Annotated in this window: 19 protein-coding genes, 1 pseudogene and 1 riboswitch; of the genes and pseudogenes, 13 read left to right on the top strand and 7 right to left on the bottom strand. The window is 67.1% G+C overall.

From position 1 onward, the window contains the following. Positions 1 to 20 precede the first annotated feature (20 nt). Genes QK291_RS00905 through QK291_RS00895 form a run of 3 tightly spaced genes read right to left on the bottom strand, consistent with a single transcriptional unit; the run spans position 21 to position 2,694 of the window. A complete protein-coding gene (locus QK291_RS00905; protein WP_282378205.1) occupies positions 21 to 1,217 on the bottom strand; it encodes an acetyl-CoA acetyltransferase in 1,197 nt (398 codons plus the stop codon). Further along, the gene (locus QK291_RS00900) at positions 1,214 to 1,924 is read right to left on the bottom strand and encodes a CoA transferase subunit B (RefSeq protein WP_282378203.1); all 711 of its coding nucleotides are present in this window, start codon (positions 1,922 to 1,924) and stop codon (positions 1,214 to 1,216) included. The genes QK291_RS00905 and QK291_RS00900 overlap by 4 nt, the downstream gene beginning before the upstream one ends. A gap of 32 nt (positions 1,925 to 1,956) precedes the next feature. Then, a complete protein-coding gene (locus QK291_RS00895; protein WP_282378201.1) occupies positions 1,957 to 2,694 on the bottom strand; it encodes a CoA transferase subunit A in 738 nt (245 codons plus the stop codon). Between the two features lie 198 nt (positions 2,695 to 2,892). Here QK291_RS00895 and QK291_RS00890 point away from each other — a divergent pair, with 198 nt between their 5' ends. Continuing rightward, positions 2,893 to 3,669 (top strand): IclR family transcriptional regulator, encoded by a 777-nt coding sequence (locus QK291_RS00890; RefSeq protein WP_282378200.1) that lies wholly within the window; start codon positions 2,893 to 2,895, stop codon positions 3,667 to 3,669. Between the two features lie 211 nt (positions 3,670 to 3,880). On the opposite strand, the gene nadE is transcribed toward QK291_RS00890, so the two are convergent. Beyond that, positions 3,881 to 4,702, bottom strand: a complete 822-nt coding sequence (gene nadE / locus QK291_RS00885; RefSeq protein ID WP_282378199.1) for an ammonia-dependent NAD(+) synthetase — start codon at positions 4,700 to 4,702, stop codon at positions 3,881 to 3,883. Between the two features lie 215 nt (positions 4,703 to 4,917). On the opposite strand from nadE, the gene QK291_RS00880 reads away from it, so the two are divergent. From QK291_RS00880 to QK291_RS00860, 5 genes are all read left to right on the top strand, one after another. Next, entirely contained in the window at positions 4,918 to 6,159 is a 1,242-nt protein-coding gene (locus tag QK291_RS00880) for an FAD-dependent oxidoreductase (RefSeq protein WP_282378197.1), read from the top strand. 100 nt (positions 6,160 to 6,259) lie between these two features. Continuing rightward, positions 6,260 to 6,844: an orotate phosphoribosyltransferase gene (gene pyrE / locus QK291_RS00875; RefSeq protein WP_282378196.1), complete on the top strand. Its 585-nt coding sequence runs from the start codon at positions 6,260 to 6,262 to the stop codon at positions 6,842 to 6,844. Positions 6,845 to 6,936: 92 nt separating this feature from the next. Further along, a complete protein-coding gene (locus QK291_RS00870) occupies positions 6,937 to 7,710 on the top strand; it encodes a GAF and ANTAR domain-containing protein (RefSeq protein WP_282378195.1) in 774 nt (257 codons plus the stop codon). 95 nt (positions 7,711 to 7,805) lie between these two features. Continuing rightward, positions 7,806 to 8,411, top strand: a complete 606-nt coding sequence (locus QK291_RS00865; protein WP_282378193.1) for a hypothetical protein — start codon at positions 7,806 to 7,808, stop codon at positions 8,409 to 8,411. A gap of 84 nt (positions 8,412 to 8,495) precedes the next feature. Further along, the gene (locus tag QK291_RS00860; RefSeq protein ID WP_282378190.1) at positions 8,496 to 9,536 is read left to right on the top strand and encodes a thioesterase domain-containing protein; all 1,041 of its coding nucleotides are present in this window, start codon (positions 8,496 to 8,498) and stop codon (positions 9,534 to 9,536) included. Positions 9,537 to 9,546: 10 nt separating this feature from the next. Here the strand turns inward: QK291_RS00860 and QK291_RS00855 are convergent, their stop codons facing one another. Beyond that, a complete protein-coding gene (locus tag QK291_RS00855; protein ID WP_282378187.1) occupies positions 9,547 to 10,401 on the bottom strand; it encodes an HAD-IIA family hydrolase in 855 nt (284 codons plus the stop codon). 94 nt (positions 10,402 to 10,495) lie between these two features. On the opposite strand from QK291_RS00855, the gene QK291_RS00850 reads away from it, so the two are divergent. The 3 genes from QK291_RS00850 (at position 10,496) to QK291_RS00840 (ending at position 12,780) form a co-directional block, all read left to right on the top strand. Beyond that, on the top strand, positions 10,496 to 11,152 hold the full coding sequence (locus tag QK291_RS00850; protein ID WP_282378911.1) for a TrmH family RNA methyltransferase: 657 nt from the start codon (positions 10,496 to 10,498) through the stop codon (positions 11,150 to 11,152). 177 nt (positions 11,153 to 11,329) lie between these two features. Next, positions 11,330 to 12,349 (top strand): class II fructose-bisphosphate aldolase, encoded by a 1,020-nt coding sequence (gene fbaA, locus QK291_RS00845; RefSeq protein ID WP_282378184.1) that lies wholly within the window; start codon positions 11,330 to 11,332, stop codon positions 12,347 to 12,349. A 2-nt stretch (positions 12,350 to 12,351) separates the two neighbouring features. After that, on the top strand, positions 12,352 to 12,780 hold the full coding sequence (locus QK291_RS00840) for a DUF3151 domain-containing protein (RefSeq protein WP_282378181.1): 429 nt from the start codon (positions 12,352 to 12,354) through the stop codon (positions 12,778 to 12,780). A 158-nt stretch (positions 12,781 to 12,938) separates the two neighbouring features. Here the strand turns inward: QK291_RS00840 and QK291_RS00835 are convergent, their stop codons facing one another. Together QK291_RS00835 and QK291_RS00830 are read right to left on the bottom strand one after the other, a co-directional pair. Beyond that, entirely contained in the window at positions 12,939 to 13,571 is a 633-nt protein-coding gene (locus QK291_RS00835; RefSeq protein WP_282378176.1) for a uracil-DNA glycosylase, read from the bottom strand. A gap of 171 nt (positions 13,572 to 13,742) precedes the next feature. Continuing rightward, positions 13,743 to 14,558: pseudogene (locus QK291_RS00830) on the bottom strand (epoxyalkane--coenzyme M transferase); the annotation flags it as partial. 63 nt (positions 14,559 to 14,621) lie between these two features. Next, a riboswitch (SAM riboswitch) is annotated at positions 14,622 to 14,726 on the bottom strand. Between the two features lie 286 nt (positions 14,727 to 15,012). On the opposite strand from QK291_RS00830, the gene QK291_RS00825 reads away from it, so the two are divergent. The 4 genes from QK291_RS00825 (at position 15,013) to QK291_RS00810 (ending at position 18,491) form a co-directional block, all read left to right on the top strand. After that, entirely contained in the window at positions 15,013 to 16,302 is a 1,290-nt protein-coding gene (locus QK291_RS00825; protein ID WP_282378173.1) for an adenylosuccinate synthase, read from the top strand. Between the two features lie 347 nt (positions 16,303 to 16,649). Continuing rightward, positions 16,650 to 17,141 (top strand): hypothetical protein, encoded by a 492-nt coding sequence (locus QK291_RS00820; RefSeq protein WP_282378170.1) that lies wholly within the window; start codon positions 16,650 to 16,652, stop codon positions 17,139 to 17,141. A gap of 91 nt (positions 17,142 to 17,232) precedes the next feature. Then, positions 17,233 to 17,781 (top strand): sigma-70 family RNA polymerase sigma factor, encoded by a 549-nt coding sequence (locus QK291_RS00815; RefSeq protein WP_282378168.1) that lies wholly within the window; start codon positions 17,233 to 17,235, stop codon positions 17,779 to 17,781. Further along, a complete protein-coding gene (locus QK291_RS00810; RefSeq protein ID WP_282378166.1) occupies positions 17,778 to 18,491 on the top strand; it encodes a hypothetical protein in 714 nt (237 codons plus the stop codon). The genes QK291_RS00815 and QK291_RS00810 overlap by 4 nt, the downstream gene beginning before the upstream one ends. Positions 18,492 to 18,609: the final 118 nt, after the last annotated feature.

Genomic DNA, 18,609 nt, shown 5'->3' with positions numbered 1-18,609 from the left:
CTGACCCCGCGGTGGCTTTCCTAGACGGCTTCAAGCACGCTGACGTAGTTGGCGATGCCGACCCCGCCCATGTTCTGCACGGCCCCCCGGCGCGGGTTCGGCAGCTGCATCGCGCCGGCAGTGCCGGTGAGCTGCATCGCGGCGATGACGTGCTGCGAGACGCCGGTCGCACCCACGGGGTGGCCCTTGGCCTTGAGCCCGCCGGAGACGTTGACGGGCAGCTTGCCGTCCTTGAAGACCCAGCCTTCCTTGATGGCACGGGAGCCCTGGCCCGGTTCGGTCAGTCCCATGGCCTCGTACATGAGCAGTTCGGCGATGGTGAAGCAGTCGTGGACCTCGGCGAAGTCCAGCTCATCGAGCCCGACGCCGGCCATCCCCAGCGCGCGCTGCCAGGAGGCGCGCGTCGCGGTGAAGGCGGTGGGGTCGCGGCGCTCGGTGGGGAAGAAATCGTTCGCGTGGCCGAACCCGGCAAGCCGGACCGGGGCGGTGGCGCCGCCCGTCGGGGCGACGCTGAGCACGACGGCGGCGGCGCCGTCGGACACGGGCGAGCAGTCGGTGCGGCGCAGCGGGTCGGCGACCATCGGGTTCTTGTCCGAGACGGTGCGGCAGAACTCCTCGCCGAGGTCCTTGCGGAGCTGGGCGTAGGGGTTGTCCACGCCATTGCGGTGGTTCTTCGCGGCGATGGTGCCCAGGACGTCCGACAGGTTCCCTGCGCCAGCGCCATAGCGCTTCTCGTAATGCTTGGCGACCTCGGCGAAGAGCCCGGTGAAGCCGGTGCTGGAGGCCTTGCCGGCCATGTCGTAGTCGGCGCCGAGCAGGGCGGCCCCGACGACGTCGGCCCCGGCGTGGGTCATCTTTTCGGCGCCGATCACGAGGACGGTCTTCGCGGTACCGGCCAGCAGCGACTTGGTGCCCTGCTGGAAGGCGGCCGATCCGGAGGCGCAGGCGTTCTCGACCCGGGTGGACGGGACGTTGGCCAGCTGCTCCGAGACCTGCAGGGCCAGCGAGGACGGGAACGCCAGCGGCATCATGCCGGAGTTGAACTGGCCGAGGTAGATCTCGTCGATCTGGCCCGGCTCGATCCCGGCGTTGCCGATCGCCTCCGTGGCGACCTTGACGATCAGGGACTCAAGGGTTTCGTCCGTGAGTTTGCCGAAGCGGCTGTGGCCCCAGCCGGTCAGCAGGACGTCTTTGCCGAACTGTTCGCGCAGGCTCATGCGGTTGCCCCTTCCAGGGTGCTGGCTTCAAGGGTGGGGGTGTCCAGGGAGGGGGCGACGTCGAACCGGGCCTCGGTCTTCCCGCGGAGTTCCTCCACGGTGACGCCCGGGGCGAGGCGGGTCAGCGTGAGCTGCCGGACGCCGCCTGCAACGTGTTCATTCTTCACAAGGTCGAACACCGCGAGGTCGCTGATGATGCGGTCCACGCAGCTCAGCCCCGTGAGGGGCAGGGTGCATTCCTTGACGATCTTGGCGGTACCGTCCTTGGCGTTGTGCTCGGTGAGGACCACGACGCGCGGGGTGCCGGCGACGAGGTCCATGGCCCCGCCCATGCCCTTGACCATCTTCCCGGGGATGGTCCAGTTGGCGAGGTCGCCGTCGCCGGATACCTGCATGGCGCCGAGGATGGCGACCTTGACGTGCCCGCCGCGGATCATGCCGAAGGAGGCGGCGGAGTCGAAGATGCTGCCGCCGGGCAGGACGGTGACGGTCTGCTTGCCGGCGTTGATGAGGTCGGCGTCCTCCTCGCCCTCGTAGGGGAACGGCCCCATGCCGAGCAGGCCGTTCTCGCTCTGCAGCACGACGCGGACGCCCTCGCGCAGGTTGTTGGCGACCAGCGTGGGGATGCCGATGCCGAGGTTGACGTAGTCGCCGTCGTTGAGCTCTTCGGCCGCGATGGCAGCCATTTCATTCCGGGTCCAAGCCATGATGTTTCTCCTGAAGAAAGTAGGGGCGGCGCTTAGGCCGGAACGGAAGCGGCGGCGGTGTCGGCGGCCTCGGTGCGGGAGCGGACCGTGCGCTGTTCGATGTCCTTGACCCGGCCGCTGGCCTGGACCAGGCGCTGGACGAAAACGCCGGGGGTGGTGATGTGGTTGGGGTCCAGGGCGCCGGGCTCGACGATGACCTCGGCCTCCGCGACGGTCACGGCGCCGGCAGCCGCGACGACGGGGTTGAAGTTCTGCGCGGTGTAGCGGTAGATCAGGTTGCCGTCGGTGTCGGCGGTGTGCGCGTGCACCAGGGAAACGTCGGCCTTGATGGCACGTTCCAGGACGAAAGTCTCGCCGTCGAACTCCGCGAGCGGTTTGCCTTCAGCGACCAGGGTCCCGACGCCGGTCTTGGTGTAGAACGCCGGGATGCCGGCGCCGCCGGCGCGGAGGCGTTCTGCCAGGGTGCCCTGGGGTGTGAACTCCACCTCCAGCTTGCCGGCGAGGTACTGCTCGGCGAAGAGCTTGTTCTCGCCCACGTAGGAGGCGATGACCTTGCGGACCTGGCCGGCTTCAATCAGCACGCCGAGGCCCTTGCCGTCCACGCCCATGTTGTTGGACACCACGGTGAGGTCCTTGACGCCCGAATCGCGCACTGCCTCGATCAGATCGGCCGGGATGCCGCTGAGGCCAAAGCCTCCGACGGCGAGCGTCATGCCGTCCCGCAGAACGTCCTGCAGCGCGGCGGCCGCTCCGGATTTCAGCTTTGACATCGCATCTCCTCATTGAGCTCTTGACGCAATCCACTTTGTGGACTGTTCCTCTGGTGTTGGAGCCTACGGTGCCGAAATACGGACTGTCAATGGATGATTTTGGCTTCAAAGGTGCCGATATTACAGTGTGGACGGTAGGCTGTGGACTATCCACAATGTGGATAATCCAGGAACATTAACATCAGGTTTTGAGGAATTGTGACTTCACCACCGGTCCAGGGCGCCCAAGTCGTTAGCCGCGTCGCGTCCCTGCTGCGCATTGTCGGTCGCAAGCCGGAGGGCTCCCCGCTCGTGGAACTCGTCAAAGAATCCGGACTCACTCGCCCCACCGTGCACCGCCTGCTCAGTTCGCTGGCCGCCGAGGGGTTACTGGACCAGGACCCGGCCAGCGGCAACTGGGTGCTGGGACCGGAGATCCTGCTGATGGGTTCGGTGGCCTCGGCGCGGTTTCCGCTGGAGGACCTCGCCCGGCCCAGCCTCCGCCGGCTCGCCGAGGAGACCGGCGAAAGTGCGTTCTTCTCCATCCGGCGCGGCGCCGAAACGGTGTGCCTGCTCCGGGAGGAGGGCAGCTTCCCGGTGCGGTCCTTTGTGCTGCACGAGGGCGTCCGCTTCCCGCTGGGGGTCGCCTCGGCCGGGACCGCCATCATGGCGTTCCTGCCCGAGGCGGAGCAGGAAGAACTGCTGGCGGGCTGGGCCGCGCACGCGGGCAGTTTCGCGGCAGCACACACCGAGGCCCGGGTCCGCGCCAACCTGGCTGCGACGAGCCAGACCGGCTATTCGGTGAATCCGGGGCTGGTGCTGGAAGGCAGCTGGGGGATGGGGGCGGCCGTGTTCGACCCGCGCGGCCGGCCGGCCTGGGCGCTGTCACTGACCGGCATCGAGCCGCGTTTCAAGGGAGAGCGCCAGGCGATGTTGGGCCGCCTGCTGATGGAAGAAGCGCACCGGGTTTCCACGCGGCTGCAGGGCACCACCTAGTCGCAAGGCACCATCTGGGCCCCGGCCGCCTGGCCCGGTCGCCTGCGGGACCCTTGCGGGCCCGGCAACGTGAGTCCCGACGTCGGGCGTTACTGGCCTTCGGACGTCCGGGGGCACATTGGCACGGATACGCCGGCCCTGGCGTCCGAAGCCGTCCGGCCAGGGCTCAAAGTGCCCCCGGACGGACGGACCGCTGACTAGCTGGGGCCGGCTACGTCCACCAGGTGTCGAAGATGGTGACCGGGACGGTGCGCTTGTGCCGGGTGCGGAGGTATTTTTCTTCGATGAGCTCGGCTGCGGCCACCGGGATGTCGCGGCCCTCAAGGTAGTCATCGATCGTGTCGTAGCTGAGGCCCAGTTCGTCCTCGTCGGTGCGGCCGGGCTGGCCGTCGAGGAGATCGGCCGTGGGCACTTTCTCCCAGATCCGGGCCGGGGCGCCCAGTTCGGCAAGTAGGGCACGGTTCTGGCGCTTGTTCAGCCCGAACAGCGGGAGGATGTCCGCGCCGCCGTCGCCGTACTTGGTGAAGAAGCCGGTGACCGATTCCGCGCCGTGGTCGGTGCCGATGACCAGATAATTGTGCTCGCCGGCGAGGGCGTACTGCGCGATCATGCGGGTGCGGGCTTTGGTGTTGCCCTTGTGGAAGTCGGAGATCCCGTTGCCCACGGTCTTCTCGAATTCGTCCTCAAAGCCATCCACGGCCGCGGAGATGTTGAACGTCCACTCGGTCTTGGCCTGGATGAAGTCCAAGGCCGCCTGGGCGTCGTGCTCGTCGTGCTGCACACCATAGGGGAGCCGGACGGCGACAAAGTTCGCCTCCACACCTTCGGCCGCGAGCTCTTCGACGGCCAGCTGGGCCAGCCTGCCGGCGAGGGAGGAGTCCAGCCCCCCGGAGATTCCGAGGACGAAGCCCTTGGTGTGGGTCGCCTTCAGGTAATCCTTGAGGAACGTGACGCGTTTACGCACCTCCCCGGCGGGGTCTATCCGGGGCAGCACGCCCATTTCTTCGATGATCTTCGCCTGGAGTTCACGCATGACTCAAAGCCTAGCCAGCAGTGTCAACCGCGCTCAACTGTGTCCGTCCGGCTGGCGCTGTGGATTTCGGGCGGCGCTGCGCTTTCGGACCGGCGCTACGCGGATCTCGGCCGCGCCGGTCTGAAACGGCCGCGCCGGTCTGAAACGGCCGCGCCGGTCTGAAACCGCCGCGAAAACCCCTCCCTCTTCACCGTGCGCAGGCGTAGCGTATGGCCATGGAGAAGACCGGATGTGTGGTGGTCGGCGGCGGGCCGGCGGGCATGATGCTGGGACTGCTGCTGGCGCGGGCCGGTGTGCAGGTCACTGTGCTGGAGAAGCACAATGATTTCTTCCGGGACTTCCGCGGCGACACCGTCCATGCCTCCACGATCCGGTTGATCGATGAGCTGGGCCTGGGCGAGGAGTTCCGCCGGCTGCCGCAAAGCCGGCTGAGCAACGTCGCCTTCCCGGTGCCCGGCGGTCCGCCCGTGACCGTGGGCAACTTCGATACGCTCCCGCCGCCCTACAACTACGTGGCCATGATGCCGCAATGGGACTTCCTGAACTTCCTGGCCGACGCCGCCGCCGAGGAACCGTCCTTCAGCCTGCGGATGGGCCACAAGGGAACGTCGCTGGTCCGCAACGGCGGCCGGGTCATGGGGGTCCGCTACCGGACCGCTGACGGGGCCGGGGGAGAGATCAGGGCGGATGTGGTGGTGGCGACGGACGGGCGCCATTCCGCACTGCGCGCCGCGGCGGGTCTGGCCCCGAAAGAGTATCCCGTGCCGTTCGACGCCTGGTGGTTCCGCCTGCCGCGCTACGCCTCCGAGCCTGGCGCCGTGGCGGGGATCGTTCCCGCCTTCGGCCGGGGTGAGGCCCTCGTGGCGCTCAACCGCACCGACTACTACCAGATGGGGTATCTGGCACCGAAGGGAACGGACGCCCGGATCCGCGCCGAGGGCATTGAGGGCTTCCGACGCCGGATCGCAGCGCTCCGCCCGGACCTCGCCGACCGAGTGGACGCCATCGCGTCGCTGGAGGATCTGCGCTGGCTGGACGTGCGCCTGGACCGGCTCCGCCAATGGCACATCAACGGATTGCTCTGCATCGGCGACGCCGCCCATGCCATGTCCCCGGCGGGCGGAGTCGGGATCAACCTTGCCGTCCAGGACGCCGTGGCCACCGCGGATATCCTTGCCCCTGCGCTGCTCCGCGGTCAGGTGCCACGCGCCGAATTGGCCAAGGTCCAACGGCGGCGTCAGAGACCCACGGTGATTGTCCAGACCGTACAGCGGATCATGCACCGCCTGATTTTCGGTCCGATCATGACCGGAAAGCGGGCGGGGGCGCCGGCCGTCCTGCTGTTCCTGGGCAGGCGCATCCCGGCCATTGGCAGGGTGATGCCGCGCTTCATCGCGTTCGGACCGCGGCCGGAGCACGCGCCCTCATTCGCCCGCCGCGCCGCGCAGCACTCGTAGCCCGAGCGCCCCGCGGTCTCAGCGCACCGTCGGGCGGCGGGTCCGACATCAAAGTGTCCGGCTGGGGATCCGGTGCCGGCCAGCCACTAAACTGGGTCCCATGACTGCCAACAGTGCTCTCGAAGCTGACACCGCTGCCGCCCGTGCCCGCCTGCTTGAACTCATCAAGGAGCTGGCCGTCGTGCGCGGCAAGGTCATCCTCTCCAGCGGCGCCGAGGCCGATTACTACATCGACCTGCGCCGGATCACGCTCCACCACGAGGCCTCCAGGCTTGTCGGCCAGGTCATGCTGTCGATGCTGGACGACGCCGGCATCGACTTCGAGTGCGCCGGTGGACTCACCATGGGTGCCGACCCGGTGGGCACCGCCGTGATGCACGCCGCCGTCGACGCCGGACGCCCTGTGGACGCGTTCGTGGTCCGCAAGGCGCAGAAGTCCTATGGCATGGGCCGCCAGGTGGAGGGCCCCTCGGTCGATGGCCGCAGGGTGCTGGTGCTGGAGGACACCTCCACGACCGGAGGCTCCGCGCTGACCGCCGTCGAGGGCGTCCGCCGGGCCGGCGGCAACGTGGTCGCCGTCGCCGTGATCGTGGACCGCGACACGGGTGCCAAGGAAAAGATCGAGGCAGAGGCCGGAGTTCCCTACCTCTTCGCCTACGGCAAGGACGAACTCGGCCTAAGCTAGGGGTCCACCCGTCAGCGGACGCGTGTGGACGGCGGATTGACCGTGAATTATCATTTTCAGATATCCACCCCACCCTCCGGAGACCAAGCGCCATGCTCCTGCCCGAAGAAATCCTCGAATCTGAGCCCCTCAGCACCGTCGACCAGATCCAGAACCTCATCCTGGACAGCGCCGATTTTGAGGACTTCCTCAACGAACTCGCTCGTTTCTCTGCCCACCAGGTCGCCGGCACCGGCGACGATGCCCTGTGCGGCATCACCCTGCTGCGCGACCGCAAGGCCGCGACCATCGGCTGGAGCAGCGACTCCGCCCGCGAAGTGGACGAAATCCAGTACCGGCTCTCGCAGGGCCCGTGCCTGACGGCGGCCCAGGAGGAACGGGAAGTCTACGTTCCGGACCTGTTCGATGAGGACCGCTGGGGTCCGGACTATGCCAACGCCGTCGCGTCGCACGGCCTTCGCTCGGTGCTTTCGGTCCCGTTCCACCTGCAGGGCGAGGCCCAGGCGGCGCTGAACCTGTACTCCGACGTGCCGCACAAGTTCGACGGCGACGTTGCCGCCCGGGCGCGCGGGTACACCCGCGAGATCTCGCAGGCCCTCCGGCTCGCGGTCCGCTTCTCGCTGCACACTGACAGTGCGACTAACCTCCGGGCCACCCTCGAGTCCCGCACCGTGATCGACACGGCCATCGGGATCGTCATGGCGCAGAACCGCTGCAACCAGGAGACAGCCGTCCGGATCCTCACCGACGCGTCCAGCAACGGCAACGTCAAGCTGCGTGACATCGCCGCATCCCTGGTCCAGACTGTGGGCGGCACCGCATCGCGTACCCACTTCGAGGAGCCCGGCCGGAGAGAAACCGGCTAACCGGTACCGGCGTATGACTTGTGCGCCCCTCCGGCTGCCCGATACGCTGATCGAGGTTGAGCCGTCGGCCGTAGACACCCTTTTTTGGAGTACCTATGGACACCTCGTTGAACGCCCACGCCAAGCTGGACATCGCCTCGGATGTTCTCCGGATCGATGTCCGGGGCAGCCTGACGCAGCACTCCCGCCCCGCTTTGATGCAGCTGATCCAGCGCGTCCGCCGGATGGGCATCACATCCCATATCCGGGTGAATCTCGGGCACGCAGCCTTCGTGGAATCCTCGGCCCTGGCAGGCCTCCGCAAAGACCTGAACACGATCGACGGCGCCGCCGCGCTCGGACACGCCGGCGGAGCCCTGCCGAGCTCCGCCGGCGTGTCCCTTGAGCTGAGTCCGTCCCTGCGTACCGACGTCACCGCGCTGCCGTCCCTCGACCTCTCAGCGGATTTCACCGCATCCATTGACACCTCCGGGACCCGGCCGCTGAACGTTTTCTCCGATGCCGAACTGCTCGCCGCGAGCGACTCTGTGTTCGGCCTGCTGGACAATCCGGCGGACATGGCCCGGTCGCAGCTCCTCGCGACTTACGACGAGATCGGCCTCGAAATCAGCCGCCGGCAGGCCGGACTGGAAACCGTCGGCCTCGACGTCGGGCTCGAAATCAGCCGCCCCGGGATGGGCCGGGAACCGGAACCGGTGTAGGCGGCGCCGGCAGGACCAGGCTGTAACGGAGCTGTTATCCGGTGCTGTTGCTGATCCGCGTTCCCCGGTGGCTACGGTAGAGATGTGCCGAGTGAGCCCGAAGTTGAGGATGTGGGCGGGGCCGGCGATGCCGACGCCCGTGTGCTTCGGCACGCCGCCGAACTCCGGCGGTTCTCCCGGCGGGGCTTTCTGACCGGTGCCGGCGCCGCCTCCGTGCTGGCGGCTGATATGCTGCTGACCCGGCGTGTGCAGGCCGAACGACGCGTTCACAGGATACTCCCGGTCCCGGACGAGACCGCCGAACGGTACTTTCCCAACGCCAGCTGGTTCCTCTTTCCCGGCTACAAGACGAGCTGGGAGGAAGCCCTGTGGATCCTGAACGCGCTGCGTGGTGCGCTGAACAAGCGCGGCCAGCTCGCCGCCGTCGGCTATTCCAATGTGGGCCTCGACATCGACCAGATCGTGATCGCCGTGGTCGAGCACGCGAGGGCGCATCAACTGTCCACGTTCTACTTCTACGGCCACAGCTTCGGCGGCATGGTGGCCACCCAGGTCGCCGCCCGGCTCCGGGAACTGCACGGGATTGAAGTGGCGTTTATCCTGCTGGACTCCAGCCCGTACAGCAAATACGACGTGCTGGACCAGAGCTGGTTCGAGGGGGTTGTGTTCCTCTACGAGAGCGGCTTCCGGTTCCCCTCGGTGCTGCGCGGCGGTTACGAACTTGGTGAGCGGATGATGCACAAGGACGAGCGCAGCTGGGGTCAGGTCGTGGACCAGACCCTGGAACAGCTCTCGCCGATTGCACCCTCCAGCGTGCTGATCCAGTCCGAGTCCGCCTACATCTACCACTACGACGCGACCCGCTTCGCCGGAAAACTCGGCGGGACCCGGATGGCCTTCATCGGCAACCCGCGGGACCGGACGGTCGACTACGAGACGGCCCGTGACTCGTGGTCGCTGACCTTCAAAGCCAACATGGCCGCGGACTCGCTGCGGACCGACGGCGCCCAGCCGGCGCACGCCAGCCCGGGCTGGAACCCGTTCATCTACCGGCCGGTCATCGAGGAGCTGCAGGACCAGATCCTCCCGCTTCCCTCCGGCGGAGGCAAGAAGACCGCCTTCTAGGGGACAGGACTCAGATCTGGTTCTTCAGGTCGGCCACGGAGTTCAGGATCTGGTTGGGACGGAACGGGTAGGCGGCGATGTCGTCCTTGTGGGTGATGCCGCTGAGCACCAGCACCGTGTGCAGCCCCGCTTCCATCCCCGCGATGATGTCAGTGTCCATCCGGTCACCGATCATGGCCGTGGTTTCTGAATGCGCGTCGATCTGGTTCATGGCCGAGCGGAACATCATCGGATTCGGCTTGCCCACAATGTAGGGTTCCCGGCCGGTGGCCTTCGTGATGAGCGCCGCGATCGCCCCGGTGGCCGGCATGGGGCCGTCCTTCGAGGGGCCGGTGGCGTCCGGGTTCGTGGCGATGAACCGCGCCCCGCCCAGGATTAGCCGGATGGCCATGGTGATGGCTTCAAAGGAGTAGGTCCGGGTTTCGCCGAGCACCACGAAGTCCGGGTCCTGGTCGGTGAGGATGAAGCCGGCCTCGTGCAGCGCCGTCGTCAGGCCCGCCTCGCCGATCGTGTAGGCGCGGTTGCCGGAATCCGAGCCGCGCACCTGGTCCTTGAGGAACTGGGCGGTGGCCAGGGCCGAGGTCCAGATGTTCTCTTCGGGGATTTCCAGGCCCGAGCTCTTCAGCCGGGCGGCGAGGTCCCGGGGTGTGAAGATCGAGTTATTGGTCAGCACGAGGAAGCGCCGGGACGTGTCCACCCAGCGCTGGATGAGTTCCGCGGCGCCGGGGATGGGCTGGTTTTCGTGGACCAGGACACCGTCCATGTCGGTCAGCCAGCACTCGATCTCCTGGCCGCTGCGGTACACGGACTTGAATGAACGCACGTGGTCCGCGTCGTCGCTGTGCTCTGCCTGCTGCTCCGCCATGCTGTCCTCCGCTGATAGGGTGCCGATGCCAGTCCCAGTCTAGTGTTGAGTCGTGACTGAACCCGAGACCCCCAGCGAAACCCTTTCCGGCAGCTTGACCGCAGGAGAGGGCAGCCGGGAGCCGGCGGCGGAGCCTAAGGCCGAGGTCGGCGTCGGGCCCTGGGAGGGGGAACTGCCGGAAGGCGCGCACTGGGACGCGGACCTCCTGGCGGACGGGGACCGCCGCAACGTGGTGGACAAATACCGCTACTGGAAGCACGAGGCGATTGTCGCGGACCTGGACTCCAAGCGGCACAACTTCCATATCGCGATCGAAAACTGGCAGCACGACATGAACATCGGCACTGTCGTGCGCAGCGCCAATGCTTTTCTGGCCAAGGAAGTCCACATCATCGGGCGACGCCGGTGGAACCGCCGCGGGGCCATGGTCACCGACCGGTACCAGCACATCCGGCACCACCCGACCGTCGCGGACTTCGTGGCGTGGGCGCAGGGGGAGGGCCTGGCGATCATCGGCATCGACATCTTCCCGGACTCCGTCCCGCTGGAAACCTATGAACTGCCCCGGGACTGCGTGCTGGTGTTCGGCCAGGAAGGCCCGGGGCTGTCCCCCGAGGTCCACGAAGCGGCGGTGGACACCCTGTCGATCGAGCAGTTCGGCTCCACCCGCTCGATCAATGCCGCCTCGGCCGCGGCCATCGCGATGCACGCATGGATCCGCCGGCACGTGTTCAACCAGCTCCCGGGGTAGCGGCAGGGCCTGCGTGAGGTGGAAGTTGTGCGAACGTGATTCCGCGCGGCGAGTATTACAGGCCCGAGTGACCGTAACCACTGCCCGGGCGAAGGAATGGCTAGGATGGTTCCTAGCCGACGAGGTTCACTCCAGGGTGAGCCCAGCCCGCAGACGAAACTCACTTTAGGAGTCAGCATGCCCATTGCAACCCCAGAGATCTACTCCGAGATGATCGACCGCGCTAAGACGGGTGGCTTCGCGTTCCCCGCCGTCAACGTCACGTCCTCCCAGACCCTCAACGCGGCCCTCCGCGGCTTCGCCGAGGCCGAGTCCGACGGCATCGTCCAGGTCTCCACCGGCGGCGCCGCCTACTGGTCCGGTGCCTCCACCAAGGACATGGTGGCCGGTTCGCTCGGCTTCGCCGCGTTTGCCCGCGAAGTCGCCAAGAACTACGGCGTCAACATCGCCCTGCACACGGACCACTGCCCCAAGGACAAGCTCGACGGTTTCGTCCTGCCGCTGCTGGCGGCCTCCGAAGCCGAGGTCAAGGCCGGGCGCAACCCGCTCTTCAACTCCCACATGTGGGACGGCTCCGCCGAGACCCTGCCGGAAAACCTGCGGATCGCCCGTGAACTGCTGGAGCGCACCGCTGCAGCCCGGATGATCCTTGAGGTCGAGATCGGCACCGTCGGCGGCGAGGAAGACGGCGTCGAGAACGCCATCAACGACAAGCTGTACACCACGGTCGAGGACGCCCTCGCCACCATCGACGCCCTCGGCGCCGGCGAGAACGGCCGCTACATCACGGCGCTGACCTTCGGCAACGTGCACGGCGTCTACAAGCCCGGCGGTGTCAAGCTCCGCCCGGAGATCCTCAAGGACATCCAGGAGCAGGTCGGCGCCAAAATCGGCAAGGCCAACCCGTTCGACCTGGTCTTCCACGGCGGCTCCGGCTCCTCCGAGAAGGAGATCGCCGACGCCGTCTCCTACGGTGTGATCAAGATGAACATCGACACCGACACGCAGTACGCCTACACGCGCCCCGTGGCGGACCACATGTTCCGCAACTACGACGGCGTGCTGAAGGTCGACGGCGAGGTCGGCAACAAGAAGCTGTACGACCCGCGCGTCTGGGGCGCCTCCGCCGAGGCCGGCCTCGCGGCCCGCGTTGTCGAGGCTGCCCAGCAGCTCGGCTCCACCGGCAAGACGTTCTAGGCATGTCGGAAGAGTTCCGCAAGAACCTGATGGGTCCCGAGCCCACGCTCCTGCCCGCCGAGACCGCGGTCTACGCGGCGCTGGACGCGGGCCAGGAAGCCCTGGACCTGGTGGAAAAGCACCCGACGTCCTCGCTGCTCTGGGCCGTGCTGGCCGAGGAAGCGTGGAGCGAGGGACGGACCATCGATTCCTACGCCTACTCCCGCGTCGGCTACCACCGCGGCCTGGATTCGCTGCGCCGCAACGGCTGGCGCGGCGTCGGACCCATCCCGTGGGAGCACGAACCGAACCGCGGCTTCCTCCGTGCCCTGTATTCGCTGGGCCGGGCCTCCGCTGCGATCGGGGAGGCCGAGGAGCCGGAGCGGATCGAGAAGTTCCTTAACGACTCGGACCCCTCCGCCAAGGCAGCCATCGAAGCCGAAAAGCGCTAACCACCAACCACAACGCGGGGTCACTCCCGGCCCATCCCGCACCCTGGGATGGACCGGGAGTGACCCCGCGTTGTTCGTTAAGCCCCGCGTTGTTGGTTAAAGTGCGACGGCGGGCGTCCACCAGTGAGGTGGGCGCCCGCCGTCGTTGTTGCGGGAAACTAGCTGGTCTTGGCCAAGCCGGTGCGGGCCATGGCATCCGCGTAGACGGTGCCCATCTCGTCGAGGTACTGCTCCTGGCGGGCCGGGGTGCCGGCGAAGGCGCGGCCGCTGAGCGAGCGGACCTTGTAGGTCTTGAGGCCGCGGCGCCAGATCATCGGCACCTCAGTCTTCAGGAGCAGGTTCGCGAGGCGGTTGGCTTCGGTGCCGTGAGCGACGATCACCGAGGCGCGGGGCACGACGGCGAGGAACTTCAGCAGCGGCTTCAAGCCTGCGGAAATCTGGTCCGGCGTGAACTTGCCGTTGGGCTCGCCCGGCACGTACCAGGGGTGGACGTTCCAGGGCATCACGTACTCGGGCCGCAGGCCGAGCTTCCACTGGACGCCGAGCAGGCGGGTGGCCGCTTCCTCGTCACCGGCAGTGATGAACCCGGACTCGTCCTCGGTTCCGATGTTCGAGAAGAGGCTGATGATCCGGCACTCGTCGACGTCGTGCAGCGGGTCCACATACGGGACGTTCGTGCCAGCTTTGGTTGCCTGCAGCGTGTCGCACAGTTCGTTGACGGCTGCAACGCTAGGTTCGTAGCGGCGGCTCAGAAGCTGTTCGCGTGAATTTTCAGTGGCCAAGGCTGTCATATATTGCTGAGTCTCCTGCGGGATTGGTAAAGCTGCCAGACCCTACTCGGCATGCCGGGCACCGGGGCATGCCAAGTTACGGTGTGGTTTGAAAATGTGGTGTGGACCGATTCCTGGTCGATCCTTATTAGTCTATCAAGCCCTGGGAAATGACGTTTCTGTCGAGGCCGGTTACCAGAGCCGTGCGGTGGCGCGGCGGGCGCCTTCCCCCAGGGATTCCAGCTTGGCGAAGGCGATTTGCGGGTGCACTCGGCCGCCGAGGCCGCAGTCTGTGGAAGCAATCACATTTTCCCGGCCCACCAAGTTGGCGAAGCGCACGATCCGGTCCGCCACCAGATCGGGGTGTTCTACGACGTTGGTGGCATGGGACACGACGCCGGGGATGATGACCTTTCCATCGGGGAGCCTGGTGTCCTCCCAGACGCGCCATTCGTGCTCGTGGCGGACGTGGGCGGCCTCGAAGGAGTAGCCGCCGGCATTGATCTGCAGCACGGAGCCGATGATGTCCGCGAAGGGGATGTCCGTGGTGTGCGGGCCGTGCCAGGAGCCCCAGCAGACGTGCAGCCTGATCTGCTCCTGGGGGAGGCCGAGCAGGGCCCAGTTGGTGGCTTCGACCCTGAGCTGGATGAATGTGAGGTAGTCCGTCAGGCTCGGTTCCGGGTTGATCTGGTCCCAGCTTTCGGCCAGCGACGGATCGTCGAGCTGGATGGTGAGTCCGGCGTCGATGATGGCCTTGTACTCCTCGCGCATGGCGTCCGCGCAGGCGCAGAGGAGTTCCTCATCGGTCTTGTAGTACTCGTTGGCGACGCGGGCGCAGGAGCCGGGGGAGAGGGACGCTACGAAGCCCTCTGCCAGTCCGGCGGCGGCCAGGCCGGTTTTGAGGTTGGCGATGTCCGAGCCCACGAGGGCCTGCCCGGTGTAGTGCAGCGGGCCGGCAATCTTTGGCTGCGTGACACTCTTGCAGTGCGCCAGGATCCCGGAGGACGGGCCCGTATTCGCCGTCGTTGGGGATATCGATGCCGAGGTCCTTCTGGCGCATGTGGCGCTTCCTTTCCATCGGTCCTGGCGGTAGCACCCTTGCCGTCACTAGGTCCTGTCCGGGCAGGGTTGCTGCGGCGTCAACGGTCCAGGTCCCTCGGCCGCTCGGGATGGTCAACTCTCACCTAATTCCACCCGGCCGGCCGGCGCAAGTGCGTGCGCCGAAGTTCCGCGGGCTGGACGCCGGGCCGCGGGCCGCGGCCGGCGGGAAGTCCATTGGATGGTCAAATGAACTGCCGCGACCGTGATCGGCTAAACTTGGGTGGTAAGAGCCCCGGACTCTGGCGTTGATGGTAAGAGCAACAGCGGTAGATTCGGGGCATTCTCATGAACGGCGCTGAGTTCCGCTGACCACCCTGGTGGGTCATGCGGACTTCGGCCCGAACGAATGGGGGAGGATCCCATGCCAGCAATCGTGATCGTCGGAGCCCAATGGGGCGACGAAGGCAAAGGTAAGGCCACTGACCTGCTTGGTGGCCGAGTCGACTACGTCGTCAAGCCCAATGGCGGCAACAACGCCGGGCACACCGTCGTCGTAGGCGGTGAGAAGTATGAGCTCAAGCTCCTTCCGGCCGGCATCCTGAGCCCCAACGCGATTCCGATCATCGGCAACGGCTGCGTGGTGAACCTGGAAGCCCTGTTCCAGGAGATCGACGGGCTGGAGGCCCGCGGCGCCGACACGTCCAAGCTGCGGGTCTCCGCCAACGCCCACCTCGTGGCGCCCTATCACCAGGTCCTGGACAAGGTCACCGAGCGGTTCCTCGGCTCCCGCGCCATCGGCACCACCGGCCGCGGCATCGGCCCGGCGTACATGGACAAGGTGGCCCGCCTCGGCATCCGCGTCCAGGACGTCTTTGACGCCTCCATCCTGCGCCAGAAGGTCGAAGGGTCGCTGCGGCAGAAGAACGAACTCCTGGTCAAGGTGTACAACCGCCGCGACATCGAGGTGGACGAGATCGTGGAGTACTTCCTGTCCTTCGCCGAGCGGCTCCGCCCGCTGGTCATCGACAGCACCTATGTCCTGAACACCGCCCTGGACGAGGGCAAGGTGGTCCTCATGGAGGGCGGCCAGGCCACGTTCCTGGACGTCGACCATGGCACCTACCCCTTCGTGACCTCCTCGAACCCGACGGCCGGCGGCGCCTCCGTGGGCTCCGGCATCGGCCCCACCCGCATCTCGCGCTCCATCGGCATCATCAAGGCGTACACCACACGGGTGGGCGCAGGCCCCTTCCCCACGGAGCTGTTCGACGAGATGGGCATGTACCTGCAGAAGACGGGCGGCGAGTTCGGCGTCAACACCGGCCGGCCGCGCCGCTGCGGCTGGTACGACGCCGTGCTGGCGCGCCATGCCTCGCGCGTCAACGGGTTCACGGACTACTTCGTCACCAAGCTGGACGTGCTCACGGGCATCGAGCAGATCCCGGTCTGCGTGGCCTACGACGTCGACGGCGTCCGGCACGATGAAATGCCAATGACGCAGACCGAGTTCCACCACGCCAAGCCGATCTTCGAGCATTTCGAAGGCTGGACCGAGGACATCACCGGCGCCCGCACCCTGGAGGACCTCCCGGAGAACGCCAAGAACTACGTGCTGGCCCTCGAGAAGCTCTCCGGCACGCGCTTCTCGGCGATCGGCGTCGGCCCGGACCGCGACCAGACGATCGTGATCAACGATTTGATCCTTGACTGACACTGTCTGACACTTCGACAGCAGACGCACGACGGCGGCGGGTCACCTGGGAAGGTGGCCCGCCGCCGTCGTTAAGACTTTTTGGGTGCCGGGAGCTGTCGGCCCGGCAAGAAAAAACAGAAACTTCCGCCCGGTGCGTAACCTTTTGGGGCGCCCCGGCGATTACCCCTTTGTAAGCGCCTCCGGAGGATGGACCCATAAGACTCGGGCTGGCCTTCCACTGCAAGTGCAGACCGGCGTCCGCCCCCATGAGGCGCTGGCCGGCCTTCCACCGAAGGCGCGGGCTGTTGGCTGCCCATCTGGCCGCAGCCGGCCTTCACACAAAAAACAAAGGATGTACGTTTCTTATGAAGAGTGTTAGCAAGACCACCAAGATTGCTGTCGGCGCCGCGATTCTCGCTGTTGGAGGATTCTCAGGAGTCGGCCTGGCCAACGCGGCCCAGGTTTCGAACACCCAGCAGGCTGAAGTGTCCCCCGCTACTCCCGCCGTCCCGGCAACCCCCGCCATTCCGGCTGTCCCCGCCGTCCCCGCGGTTCCGGGGACCCCAGAACTTCCCGCCGTCCCGGCTGTCCCCGCGGTTCCGGCGTCCCCGTCCGTCGACGGCTCTGCCGAGGGCGACACCAGCGTTGCGGGCGCCGAAGCATCCGTTGCCGCTGACAAGGGCGGGGCCTCCGTCGAGGGTGCAGCAAATGCCAGGGGCGCTGCCGAGGCCGAAGCCCACGCAGACGTGACCGTCGCTGTTCCTGCCCTTCCCGGCGCCAAGGCTGTCCCCGCTGTCGCGGCCGTGCCGGCCGTTCCCACCCTGCCGTCGGACGAGCTTCCCGAGCTCAACAAGTAGGCATCAAACGCCTCCCTTGGAGGCATCCCGGGGTGCGGCCGCTACACTTGCCGGGGCCGCACCCCAGCAGTAACCGGAAGGACAGCCTCTCTTGGCAGAGCAGCTAAACGATGATGAATTGTCAGCAGCCTTGGCTGGCGACCCATCAGGTTTTGGCGCGGTCTACTCGGTCATTTCACCGGCGGTGCTGGGCTATTTCCGGGCCCGCGGGGTGGACGACGCCGAGGCGCTCACCCAGGATGTCTTTGTCGACGTCCTGCCGAAACTGGCCAACGTCACCGGCGGCCATACCGGGCTGCGGACCTTCATTTTCTCCGTCGCCCATGCCCGTCTGGTGGACTACCACCGGCGGGCAGAACGCACCCCGTACCTGGCAGAGTACGACCCCCGGGATGACTCGCGGTACTTCCCCTCCGCCGAGGACGAGATGCTCAGCTCGCTGGGCGGCATTGCGGATTCACTCTCCCGGCTCAACGAGGAGCAACGGGAAGTGCTGGTCCTGCGGATCGTCGCAGACCTCTCTATCGAACAGGTGGCCCGCATCATGGACAAGTCGCCGGGTGCCATCAAACAGCTTCAACGACGCGGGCTCAGCGCCCTGCGCGAACTCGTCACCGAAAAGGACCACGCAGCATCATGACCGGCACACGCGAACCCCAGCAGGAGGGCCCCATCCAGGCGATGCTCCATGATGCCGGCCTTGAGGCTTCCACGGAACTCCGCCGCTGCCTGGAAGAGCTCAGCGCCGTGGTCCCGGATCGGGCCCCCGCGCCCCGCGCCGACCTCGCTGCGCTGCTCGCTCTACCGTCAGTGCCGGCTTCCGGCGAAGAGCCCCTTCCGGCGGGCGTTACGAGCCTCGCCGAGCGCCGCGGACGCAAGCGCAGGCTGGCTGTCGTCAGCGGCGCCGTCCTGGGTGCGATGACACTTGGGGCCGGTGCTGTGGCCGCATCCAGCGAGGCCTTCCGCGAAAACGTGGGCCACACCGTGGGTACCATCTTCCAGCCGCCCGCCGTGACGGCTGATACGGCTCCGAAGCCTGCCCGCCCGTCGCCGGCGGACATTCCGGCAGCCCCCGTGCCGTCGAAGGCGCCTGGCGACACGACTGCTCCCGCGGCCGCCGATGATCCCGCGGCACCGGGACCCGTTCCTGTCGTTCCCGCGGAGCCCGGCGCTGCTGCCACTCCGCCTGCTGCGGTACCCGACAGAGTCCTTCCGACGCCCTCCCAGCGTACGGTCACGCCGGAGACACTCCGGCTCCCCGGCTCTAGCGGGGACCGAGGCATTCCCGCGGTTCCGCTGCCGGCCCCGACGTTTCCCGGCGTGCTGCCCGTGGTTCCCGGCCAGCCCTAATCCTTTGGCGGTCCGCCCGCGGTCGCGGGTAACGTGCGGGCTCGCCGTTTCGTTACGGCGAGCCCGCAGGTTACCCGCGATTTCGGCGTCCGGACCCGCGGGCCAGGACCGGCGTCCG

The organism is Arthrobacter sp. AL12, from assembly GCF_029960645.1.
Taxonomy (GTDB): Bacteria; Actinomycetota; Actinomycetes; order Actinomycetales; family Micrococcaceae; genus Arthrobacter.
The sequence above is the reverse complement of the archived record's forward strand: the minus strand, read 5'-3'. Positions and strand labels throughout refer to the sequence as shown.

Bases quoted from the DNA above. Each gene is read 5' to 3' on its own strand.
- QK291_RS00905 (WP_282378205.1), bottom strand. From the start codon at position 1,217: ATGAGCCTGCGCGAACAGTTCGGCAAAGACGTCCTGCTGACCGGCTGG.
- QK291_RS00900 (WP_282378203.1), bottom strand. From the start codon at position 1,924: ATGGCTTGGACCCGGAATGAAATGGCTGCCATCGCGGCCGAAGAGCTC.
- QK291_RS00895 (WP_282378201.1), bottom strand. From the start codon at position 2,694: ATGTCAAAGCTGAAATCCGGAGCGGCCGCCGCGCTGCAGGACGTTCTG.
- nadE (WP_282378199.1), bottom strand. From the start codon at position 4,702: ATGCGTGAACTCCAGGCGAAGATCATCGAAGAAATGGGCGTGCTGCCC.
- QK291_RS00880 (WP_282378197.1), top strand. From the start codon at position 4,918: ATGGAGAAGACCGGATGTGTGGTGGTCGGCGGCGGGCCGGCGGGCATG.
- pyrE (WP_282378196.1), top strand. From the start codon at position 6,260: ATGACTGCCAACAGTGCTCTCGAAGCTGACACCGCTGCCGCCCGTGCC.
- QK291_RS00870 (WP_282378195.1), top strand. From the start codon at position 6,937: ATGCTCCTGCCCGAAGAAATCCTCGAATCTGAGCCCCTCAGCACCGTC.
- QK291_RS00865 (WP_282378193.1), top strand. From the start codon at position 7,806: ATGGACACCTCGTTGAACGCCCACGCCAAGCTGGACATCGCCTCGGAT.
- QK291_RS00855 (WP_282378187.1), bottom strand. From the start codon at position 10,401: ATGGCGGAGCAGCAGGCAGAGCACAGCGACGACGCGGACCACGTGCGT.
- fbaA (WP_282378184.1), top strand. From the start codon at position 11,330: ATGCCCATTGCAACCCCAGAGATCTACTCCGAGATGATCGACCGCGCT.
- QK291_RS00840 (WP_282378181.1), top strand. From the start codon at position 12,352: ATGTCGGAAGAGTTCCGCAAGAACCTGATGGGTCCCGAGCCCACGCTC.
- QK291_RS00835 (WP_282378176.1), bottom strand. From the start codon at position 13,571: ATGACAGCCTTGGCCACTGAAAATTCACGCGAACAGCTTCTGAGCCGC.
- QK291_RS00825 (WP_282378173.1), top strand. From the start codon at position 15,013: ATGCCAGCAATCGTGATCGTCGGAGCCCAATGGGGCGACGAAGGCAAA.
- QK291_RS00820 (WP_282378170.1), top strand. From the start codon at position 16,650: ATGAAGAGTGTTAGCAAGACCACCAAGATTGCTGTCGGCGCCGCGATT.
- QK291_RS00810 (WP_282378166.1), top strand. From the start codon at position 17,778: ATGACCGGCACACGCGAACCCCAGCAGGAGGGCCCCATCCAGGCGATG.